Raw genomic sequence first — 10,217 nt, 5'->3', positions numbered from 1 at the left:
GGCCATCGTGTTGCAGCGGACAGTCAGACAAACGGTATTACAAAGGCACATTTTAAGGTCCTTAACGGTAGCGGTATCATGCGCGACGTAGAAATAAACTAGAAAAAAGCAGATAGGACGAGTTTTTGAATTCATCCTTTCTGCTTCTTCTTTATAATCCTAATGAAATATATTTTACTTCCAGGTACTCATCGATACCTTGATGTCCACCTTCGCGCCCCAGTCCGCTCTGTTTAAATCCGCCGAACGGTGCCTGCGGTGCTGATGGAAGCCCATCATTTAATCCGACAATTCCGTACTCCAAAGCTTCACAAATACGAATGCCTCTTGAAATATTCTCTGTGAAAACATACGCTGCAAGGCCGTAAATGGAATCATTCGCACGCTGAATCACTTCTTCTTCCGTTTCAAATGTCGTAATAGGCAGAACCGGTCCAAATGTCTCTTCTTTCATACAGAGCATCTCATCCGTCACATCCGTCAAGACAGTCGGAGGATAGAACAAGCCTTCCTTCTGCTCACCAATTGTTACGACGTTGGCACCTTTAGAATTGGCATCTTTTACGTGTTCCTGTACTTTTTCTACTGCTGATTCATCAATCAACGGCCCGATTTCTACATTGTTTTCCAGACCATTGCCGACTTTTAGCTCATTTGTTTTCTTTGTGATCCGTTTAGTAAATTCTTCTGCAATGGACGAATGAACATAAATCCGATTCGCACAAACACATGTCTGCCCTGCATTACGGAATTTAGCTCCTATCACGCCTTCAACCGCTTTATCAAGATCACTGTCCTCCATGACGATCGCCGGAGCATGTCCACCGAGTTCCAACGAAATTTTCTTTATTGTATCAGCTGCACCCTTCATCAGCATCTTCCCTACTTCTGTCGACCCTGTAAACGTGATTTTTCTGACACGCTCATCCTGCTGCCATGCTTCTGCAATTTCACCGGCACTGCCTGTCACAACATTGATGACACCATCCGGAATTCCTGCCTGCTGCGCAAGTTCTGCCAGACGAATTGCCGTTAATGGCGTTTGAGAAGCAGGTTTTAGCACGACTGTACAACCGGCAGCTAAAGCTGGCCCCACTTTCCGTGTAATCATTGCAGCAGGGAAGTTCCAAGGCGTAATAGCGGCTACAACGCCTACAGGCTGTTTATGAACGAATAATCGTTTCGAAGATTGTGTAGCAGGAATGGTCTCGCCATAAATACGCTTAGCTTCTTCGGCATACCAGGTGATAAAGCCATTGGCATAGCGCATTTCACCAAGTGCTTCCGATAATGGCTTTCCTTGTTCCATTGTCATCGTCTTCGCTAAGCTGTCTTCCTGCTCTTCAATTAAAGCTGACCACTTCATTAAATAAGCGCTGCGTTCGTAAGCTGATAAAGCAGACCATTCTTTCAGTGCGTCATAAGCAGCATCAACAGCCTGCGTTGCTTCATTTGCGCCGCCTTTTGGTACAGTTGCAATCTTTTCTCCTGTTGCTGGATTCACTACATCAATTGTGGGCAGCTCCGCCCCTGTACGTTTTCCGTCAATCAGTAATTCTATTGCATCCATTATGAATCTCTCCTCTATTTTGCATCATTGACGCGTTCCACTGGAATATCCGCCACTATATCATTTAATACCCAACTGGCAAGAATTAAACCAGCAACGGATGGACAAAATGCATTAGAAGCCGGCGGCATTTGCGCTTTTCGGATAGCAGCGTCAGGATTTCCGACGGTTTCTACGACATCTTCCCGGATGACAATCGGGCTTTCATCGGAAAAAACAACCGGTACGCCTTTAGGAATACCAAGTTTTCTCAAACGCAGACGCATGACTTTTGCGAGGGGGTCGGTGTGCGTTTTGGAAATATCCGCTATTTGAAAACGTGTGGGATCTGTTTTATTTGCAGCACCCATACTGGAAATTATTTTCACTCCGCGCTCTATACATTGCTGGATCAAATGGATTTTATAACTGATGGTGTCAGAAGCATCGATGACATAATCGGGTTCATAAGAGAAAAACTCTTCTGCTGTCTCGTCCGTATAGAACATATGCAGATCGATGACTTCGCACTCTTTATTAATATCTGCGATTCGTTCTTTCATGACGGCGGATTTTGATTTGCCTACAGTGGACAGATATGCGACTAGCTGACGGTTGATATTAGTAATGTCAACGGTATCTTTATCAACAAGGATGATACGTCCGACTCCAGTACGTGCACAGGCTTCAGCTGCGAATGAACCGACTCCTCCTACGCCAAGTATGGCGACAGTCTTGCCTTTCATCCGATCAATTCCTTCTTTGCCAATCGCTAATTCATTCCTTGAAAATTGATGTAACATGGTTACCTCATCCTTTATAAAAAATTGTCTTTTCTCTATGGTAAATCACGGCTAGCGATAAGTGCAACTAACTGCATTTATAAATGCAAAAAACCCTTCTGCACGAATGCAAAAGGGTGTAAGTGTAAAGTAAAGAAAAAATCCCGACTGTGCCGTCTTTGGATATCGCTTTGAACCCGCTTATAGCAGGTGGGTGTCTTATCCGACTCTTTTGACGTCCCGTTTAAAGGCATGCCATCCAAGTTGAAATTGCAGACTCCCGACGATTTTATGTTGGGTCAAAACTGATTGGCAAATGACGAACACTTCAGGATTTCTATTAACTTCATCCTATCATACGCTATTTTATATTTCAATCAATTCGATGATGTTGAGTCAAAAATGGTAGATTCCTCACTTTTTTGCGGGTTCAACTGCCACTTTAATCCCGAGTTCTTTCAGCTGTGCTTCATCAACAGCGCTTGGTGCTTCTGTCAATAAATCGCTTGCGCTCGCTGTTTTCGGGAACGCAATTGTGTCACGCAAGTTCGTAGATCCTGCAAGCAGCATGACAATTCGGTCTAGACCAAAAGCAATACCGCCGTGTGGAGGAGTTCCGTATTCAAATGCATCAAGCAAGAATCCAAATTGCTCTCTTGCCTGCTCTTCAGTAAATCCAAGCGCTTTAAACATCTCTTCCTGAACTTCACGCTGATAAATCCGTAATGATCCGCCGCCAAGCTCATAGCCATTCAACACTAAATCATAGGCTTGCGCTTTCACCGAAGCTGGATCAGAAGTTAATTGCTCCACATCAGAAGGCATCGTGAACGGATGGTGTGCTGCATAATAACGGCCATCTTCTTCATCATATTCGAATAAAGGCCAGTCAGTGACCCAAAGGAAGTTGTATTTGGACTGATCGATCAGTTCCAAGTCTTTTCCTAATTTCAAACGCAATGCGCCCAATGAATCTGCAACAACTGATTTTTTATCTGCACCGAACAGGAATAAATCTCCTACTTCGCCGTCGCCAGCTGCTCTTAGTGCTTCACCGACTTCGCCTTCAAAGAATTTTGCAATTGGACCGTTGAAGCCATCTTCCGTAACTTTTAGCCAAGCCAATCCTTTTGCTCCGTATACTTTCGCAAATTCACCAAGTGCGTCAATATCTTTACGTGAATATTTCTCAGCAGCGCCTTTGACGTTGATCAGCTTCACTTGTCCGCCAGTTTCAACTGCACCTGTAAATACTTTGAATGAAGAATCTTTCACAATAGCCGATACATCCGTCAATTCCATACCAAAACGAGTATCCGGCTTGTCTGAACCAAAACGGCTCATTGCTTCATCATATGGAAGGCGTTTAAATGGCGATGGTACATCAACGCCTTTTACGTCTTTCATGATTTTTGTGATCAAACGTTCATTCAACTCTAAAATATCTTCAATACCCATGAAGCTCATTTCCATATCGATCTGTGTGAACTCAGGCTGACGGTCTGCGCGCAGGTCTTCATCACGGAAACAGCGTGCAATCTGGTAGTAACGGTCAAAGCCTGATACCATCAACAGTTGTTTGAATAGCTGAGGAGACTGTGGTAATGCATAGAATTCTCCTTCATGAACACGGCTCGGAACTAAATAGTCACGTGCGCCTTCAGGTGTGGATTTCGTTAAAATTGGTGTTTCAACTTCTAGGAATCCTTCATCATCCAAGAAATTCCGTACTGTTTTCGTAATGTCCGAACGCATTTTGAAAACACGCGCCAATTCTGGACGTCGGAGATCTAAGTAGCGATATTTCAAGCGCGTCTCTTCCCCTACCTCCGTCTCGTTTTCGATCGCAAATGGAGGATTTTTCGCTTCATTGATTACTTTGACTTCTGTAACCTGGACTTCAATTGCCCCTGTTTGCAGGTTCTTGTTCTTTGTTCTTTCTTCGCGTTCGATGACCAGACCTTTAATTTCAATGACGTATTCATTGCGCAATGTTTCTGCGATTTCAAGCGCCTCTTTAGAAATATCCGGGTTGAATACCGTTTGGACGATTCCTGCACGGTCGCGCACGTCAATGAAGATAAGTCCTCCTAAATCTCTGCGTTTTTGGACCCAGCCCTGTAACGTAACTTCCTGTCCGATTTGTAATTCTGTTAAGTTTCCACAATAATGAGTGCGTTTCATGACGACTACACTACCTTTCCATTCTTTGCTGTTAGTATTTAATAGAAATGATTATTTCTGAAGTTCTTCAAGCAATTGATCCAGAGCTACTTTTTTCTGCTGCCCGTCTTCCATGTTTTTCAACTGGACGACGTTTTCAGCTACTTCATCTTCTCCGATGACGATTACATAATCCGCATTCAGACGATCTGCGGACTTCATTTGCGCTTTCATTTTGCGATCCATGTAATCCATTTCACTGCGCAGACCGCTTTCTCTTAACTTGCCGATCAGTTCGAATCCTTTTGTTCGCGCATCATCACCTAGTGTAACAATATAAACGTCGAGTGACGGTTCATCTGTCCACGCTTTATCTTCTGCTTCCAGCGCCAGCAATAAACGTTCGATACTCATGGCAAATCCAATACCAGGGGCTGGTGGTCCGCCGATTTCTTCAGCTAGTCCATTATAGCGTCCGCCGCCGCATAAAGTCGTGATTGCGCCAAAACCTTTAGACGTACTCATGATCTCAAATGCAGTGTGATTGTAATAATCCAGTCCTCTCACGAGATTTGGATCGTATTCGTAAGCAATTCCTGCGACATCTAAATAATGTTTCACCTGCTCAAAATAAGCAGATGAGTCTTCATTGAGAAAGTCAGCCAATGAAGGTGCTGTTTTCATCAGCGGGTGCTCACGGTCTACTTTACAGTCTAAAATACGCAACGGATTTTTTTCCAGACGATTTTGGCAGTCACTGCAGAATTCCTGGATGTGTGGATTGAAGTGTGCAATCAGCGCTTCCCGGTGTGCATTGCGTGATTCCTTATCACCCAGCGAGTTCAACACAAGCTTGATATCACTTAATCCTGCTTTTTTGTAGACGGTCATTGCTAATTCGATTACTTCTGCATCAATTGCCGGATCAGCACTGCCGATTGCTTCTACGCCAAACTGAACAAATTGACGGTAGCGTCCAGCTTGCTGACGTTCGTAACGGAACATCGGTCCTGTGTAATACAGTTTCACCGGCTGATCCGCATAGCCGAACATCTTGTTTTCTACAAATGAACGAACAACGGGTGCTGTACCTTCAGGACGAAGTGTCATGGAACGGTCTCCACGATCAGTAAAAGTGTACATTTCTTTTTGGACGATATCCGTCGTATCTCCAACAGTTCGCTGGAATAGCTCTGTCTGTTCGAAAATGGGTGTACGGATTTCTTTGTAGTTATAGACGTCAGAGATCGAACGGACAATCTTTTCTACACGCTGCCATTTCCAAGAAACATCAGGCAAAATGTCCTGTGTACCGCGAGGAACTTTAAAATTCATTTTCATTACTCCTTTCATTAATCAACTGATATCGGGTAAACTTACGAAAGAACACAAAAAAGCTCCCATCCCTAATAACACAGGGACGAGAGCTTGTAGCTTCCGCGGTTCCACCCAAATTGACACAACTAGTGCCCACTCGAATCCGGATAACGGCCGGTTCCGTCCACGCCTACTGAATTCAGCATGGAACCTCCATGGTGTTGTTTGCTTTACCGTTCTGTCAGGGAATTTCAGCCAAGTTCCCCGTTCTCTTTCCAGCCGTTCGTAAAGGTATTTTCCATATCATCGGTAAGTAGTTCGATTCGATTATTCCCTATGTTAATCATTTCAACTCAAACTGTCAACTTTTTTAGCAAATTGTAGCGTTTTGTTTACAATGTTCGGTACAATACGAAGTAAGGAGGTGACAGAGTGAAAAATAATCGCTTTGGTTCAATTTTATTTCTGGTAATCATTTTATTTTTTAGCAGTCTTCCAAGCGGATTCGCGGAGACGGTTACAGTAGATTCTCCTACGCTGAATGTCCGCAGCGGTCCCGGACTTACCTATCCTGTAGTCGGTCAATTACTGGATAAAGAAAGCTTACAGATTCTCGAAACGGAAGGCGACTGGCTGAAGATTCAATTTGAGCAGTCAGAAGGCTGGGTCGCCAAATGGCTGACAAGCTCAACGGACGCTTCCGAACAGCCGAAGGAAATCGTGTCGCAAGTCGATTCGCTTAATATCCGTTCAAGTCCATCAGTGCAATCCGCAGTAGTAGGAAAAATGCGGGCAGGCACTGTTGCTACAGCAACCGGACAAGAAGGCGACTGGATTTCTATCACCTATGACGGCCGTGACGGCTGGGTATTTGCAGAGTATGTATCAGAAATGAAAAAGACTTCATTCAAACAATCAGATTCGGAAGAGACAGTGGAACAAACAACTGTAGCGAAGGAAGTAACCGATCCGGATAAATTTACAGTTGCAGTGGAAACCCTAAATGTCCGTAAAAAAGCGACACAGCAATCAAATAAAGTGACACAGATTGCGAAAGGGGAATCTTTTACTGTTATTGCAACAGATGGAAACTGGGTGCAAATACAGCTGGATAAGAAAAAAACTGGCTGGGTTTATTCGTTCCACGGTCATTTGTCTTCTAAACAACCGACGTCAGACACAGCGGTTGCTGAAGACCAGGGAATCGTCACAATCCTAACAGATGGCACGAACCTGCGTGATCAGCCTTCCACTTCTTCCCCCGTCGTGTTCCGGGTGAATGCGGGTGAAAACTACCCGATCGTTAGTAAACAGGATGACTGGTACGAGATTTCATTGCCGAATGGTAAACAGGCATTTGTCGCAGAATGGGTGGTCACAACCAATGACTTTTCCAACACAGATTCCAATGAAAGTACTGAAACAGCACGCGTCAAAGGTACATTAAAAGGACTAACAATTGTAGTGGATCCTGGTCATGGCGGACATGACAGAGGGACAACTGGCGCCCGTGGATCAATAGAGAAAGACTTAACACTTGTTACTGCTGAACTATTGGCAACGAAGCTGCAGAATGCTGGCGCAGAAGTCATTTTGACACGTAATTCCGATACATATGTTTTGCTTGGTGCACGTGCTTCCATTGCACAGTATCATAACGCAGATGCATTCGTTAGTATTCATTATGACGCACATGTCGATCCATCAATTGCAGGCTTTACGAGTTATTACACCCGTTCCGAACAGCAGCCGCTGGCGGAAGCTATTAATAAAGGTTTAGCGTCCAACATCTCGCTGCGGGACCGCGGTGCACAATTTGGTGATTTCCACGTACTTCGCGAAAATTATCGAATCGGCGTACTGGTCGAGCTCGGCTATCTGTCGAATTACAATGAAGAACGTCAAATTACAACAGATCGTTTCCGTGAGCAAGCCACTTATGGTATTTACCAAGGATTGCTAGATTACTTTAATTAAATGAATGAAGAAAGAGACTACTAGTTCAGAATTGGACTAGTAGTCTTTTCACGTGATCTCACTATGCTCATGTAGTTAATCTGTTTAGCAGTTCTTCTGTTTTAAGTATTGTTGCAAATTCATCATGTAATGTAGCTAAAGAAATCGTATGGATAGTTTCTGCATCATAATATATATTATTGTGATCCTTCATGCCAAAGGACGCTGTTGCATCTGAAATCAGGTAGGTATTGAAACCTAAATTGCCACTCATTCTTGCCGTTGTCGAAACACAATGCGGCGTAGTCAAACCAGTAATCACTACTGTCGATAGATCATTTTCTTTTAAATACTCTTCCAATCTCGTACCGATAAAACTACTATTAACTTTTTTTGTCAGTATTACTTCTCCTTCTATTGGTTTCACTATTTCTTTAAAAGCAAACCCTGCATTTGCTGGATGAAATAAAGAACTGAGATGATCAGACATATGCTGGATGTGTATAACTGTCCATCTCATTTCCCGCCAAACATCTAGAATTTCACGAATATTCTCTTCAGTATGCAGGTTATTTCGTTCTCCCCACTTTTCATCTTCAAACGCTTTTTGTACGTCTACTACCAGTAACGCCTTGTTCTGGTCGTCCATTAAATGCCCCCTTGGTTTACAGTACATACTAGTGATTACACGAGTATACAGTAATTCTTCATAGACGATAGTATGGGATGAGATCCTTTTTATAAAGTAAAGCCAGGATATTCAATAAAGAGGCAGGAATTTTCTTCATAAAGAAACGTTTGCAATAGAATTGTCTATGAGCTTTTTTTAGATTATTCCATTGTCTACAGTTTTTCCTTTGTCTGTAACGAGCAACATCAATGAGTTTGATGTCATGATTGGAAGTGATAAAAATATTACGCAGATGAATATCTGAAGGATTCAAACCTACAGCTGAAGCCAATGAAAGTGCATGATCAATTTCTTTAATATGTTCTGCTGTAATGACTATTCCATGTGTCAAACATTCAAAAAGTGTATACCCATTTATGTGATCCATAACAACATAATTCGACCCTGTTTCATAAATAGATGGAAAATAATGAATACCTTGAAGTGATTGATATATTTCCGCTTCTTCTTTAGATATATCTATAAAATCGGGAAAGAACACTTTGATTGCTTTATTCGACGACTTTATTCTGAAAACAAAGGCACTTCTTCCTGTTCCAATTAAACATAGGGACCTGTCGCAACTGATAAGGCGGTTCTTCTTGTCAATGATGACTGAGTTTGCAAGTTCCTTATAAGAATTCAAAAGATAACCTCCAATAATTTTTGATATGTAAAAAGACGCTATAACCAATTCATGGTCATAACGTCTCATAAAATAGAAAAGAGACCTCACCAAAAAATTGGTAAGGTCTCGCAAACAACGATAGTTGCCAGTAAGGCCGAGGATTCACATCCTGTATTGACGACTTTTACTGTACTAGCTACTCCCCTTAGTATAAATTGAATATATTAATATCTACGTCCACTATAAATTTGAAAAGCTTGTATGTCAATCATAAACGAATATCGTATAAGGAAGCTGGCTTATCAATATTTTTAGGATTGTTGACCAAGATCGTCATATCAGACTGAGTCCGTTTCACAGCATAATGATCATCTTCTGCTTTATTGACAGCTTCCATCAAAAATTCACCGTACTGTTCGTCGCCTTTTTCGATGATTTCGCCTGCAGACAGTTTACCTTCCAAAATAATTGCTCTTGCCTGCTCTTTCGTTGTGGCATTAGCTAATCTGGCACTTAGTTGTTTACGCTGAAGATTTGCCTGCTCCGCTTTTCGTAATCCTTCCTCATCCATCCCCTTCAGCTGTTCTCGTTCTTCATTCGTTACGCTTTCACCACGGGCGATTTTCTTGGCAATTTGATTTGCAGCCATTCGTTTTTGATAAAGTGCTTCCTCTTCTACCATTCTCTTCAGATCTTCAATATGCCGCTGTGACTCTGAAGTGATGGATTCCCGCTTCGAATTGGAGTCATTTTTCTTGGGTGGTGTCAGATTTTTTAGTGGATCCGTAATGAATTGATTCCCTGAAATTCTCATACAATCCCTCCATTTTATAGCAAATGAGTCCATTATGGTATGTATCGGTTAGATTAGATATTATTGAAAGATCTGAGCTGTTATACAGTTAGAGGATTATAGATTATTGTAAGCATTATTTAGTTACTGGAGGAAAAATTATAAAAAAGCTTTTGGGCTATTCATCAACCTTTAAAGAGAAGAACCTATCTGGTTCTTTTCACAGTTTTCTTATTCAACTAACGCCCTCATTAGCCAGACGGTAGTTTGGAACCGTTGATTTCCGTTTCAGCCGGACGCTTTCCGGAGGGCCGATACATACTATGTGAATACCTACAATTCGTATAAAGGACTCACTC

8 protein-coding genes, 1 other RNA gene and 1 other annotated feature are annotated in these 10,217 nt (G+C 42.4%); of the genes, 1 reads left to right on the top strand and 8 read right to left on the bottom strand.

Annotation, left to right across the window (positions count from 1 at the left end; all coding sequences use genetic code 11):
* Window positions 1–151: 151 nt before the first annotated feature.
* The 5 genes from Q1J64_RS14140 to hisS form a co-directional block, all read right to left on the bottom strand.
* Window positions 152–1,570 carry an NAD-dependent succinate-semialdehyde dehydrogenase gene (locus Q1J64_RS14140; protein ID WP_301109737.1) on the bottom strand — a complete coding sequence of 473 codons (1,419 nt, stop codon included), beginning with the start codon at window positions 1,568–1,570 and terminating at the stop codon, window positions 152–154.
* A 14-nt stretch (window positions 1,571–1,584) separates the two neighbouring features.
* Window positions 1,585–2,352 (bottom strand): tRNA threonylcarbamoyladenosine dehydratase, encoded by a 768-nt coding sequence (locus tag Q1J64_RS14135; RefSeq protein ID WP_301109736.1) that lies wholly within the window; start codon window positions 2,350–2,352, stop codon window positions 1,585–1,587.
* Window positions 2,353–2,488: 136 nt separating this feature from the next.
* Window positions 2,489–2,669: non-coding RNA, 6S RNA (ssrS, locus tag Q1J64_RS14130), on the bottom strand.
* Between the two features lie 76 nt (window positions 2,670–2,745).
* The gene (gene aspS, locus Q1J64_RS14125) at window positions 2,746–4,515 is read right to left on the bottom strand and encodes an aspartate--tRNA ligase (RefSeq protein ID WP_301109735.1); all 1,770 of its coding nucleotides are present in this window, start codon (window positions 4,513–4,515) and stop codon (window positions 2,746–2,748) included.
* Window positions 4,516–4,566: 51 nt separating this feature from the next.
* Window positions 4,567–5,829 (bottom strand): histidine--tRNA ligase, encoded by a 1,263-nt coding sequence (gene hisS, locus Q1J64_RS14120; protein WP_301109734.1) that lies wholly within the window; start codon window positions 5,827–5,829, stop codon window positions 4,567–4,569.
* A gap of 78 nt (window positions 5,830–5,907) precedes the next feature.
* Window positions 5,908–6,127: a binding site (T-box leader), on the bottom strand.
* Window positions 6,128–6,243: 116 nt separating this feature from the next.
* Between hisS and Q1J64_RS14115 the strand changes: the two genes are divergently transcribed.
* A complete protein-coding gene (locus Q1J64_RS14115) occupies window positions 6,244–7,788 on the top strand; it encodes an N-acetylmuramoyl-L-alanine amidase family protein (RefSeq protein ID WP_301109733.1) in 1,545 nt (514 codons plus the stop codon).
* A gap of 67 nt (window positions 7,789–7,855) precedes the next feature.
* Here the strand turns inward: Q1J64_RS14115 and Q1J64_RS14110 are convergent, their stop codons facing one another.
* From Q1J64_RS14110 to Q1J64_RS14100, 3 genes are all read right to left on the bottom strand, one after another.
* The gene (locus Q1J64_RS14110; protein ID WP_301109732.1) at window positions 7,856–8,416 is read right to left on the bottom strand and encodes a cysteine hydrolase family protein; all 561 of its coding nucleotides are present in this window, start codon (window positions 8,414–8,416) and stop codon (window positions 7,856–7,858) included.
* Between the two features lie 58 nt (window positions 8,417–8,474).
* Entirely contained in the window at window positions 8,475–9,083 is a 609-nt protein-coding gene (locus Q1J64_RS14105; RefSeq protein ID WP_301109731.1) for a protein kinase family protein, read from the bottom strand.
* A 250-nt stretch (window positions 9,084–9,333) separates the two neighbouring features.
* Entirely contained in the window at window positions 9,334–9,879 is a 546-nt protein-coding gene (locus Q1J64_RS14100) for a hypothetical protein (RefSeq protein ID WP_301109730.1), read from the bottom strand.
* Window positions 9,880–10,217: the final 338 nt, after the last annotated feature.

The sequence above is a fragment of the Sporosarcina sp. genome (assembly GCF_029257255.1).
Taxonomy (GTDB): domain Bacteria; phylum Bacillota; class Bacilli; order Bacillales_A; family Planococcaceae; genus Sporosarcina.
Note: the sequence above shows the minus strand (reverse complement) of the source record. Positions and strands in the feature narration are given on the sequence as shown.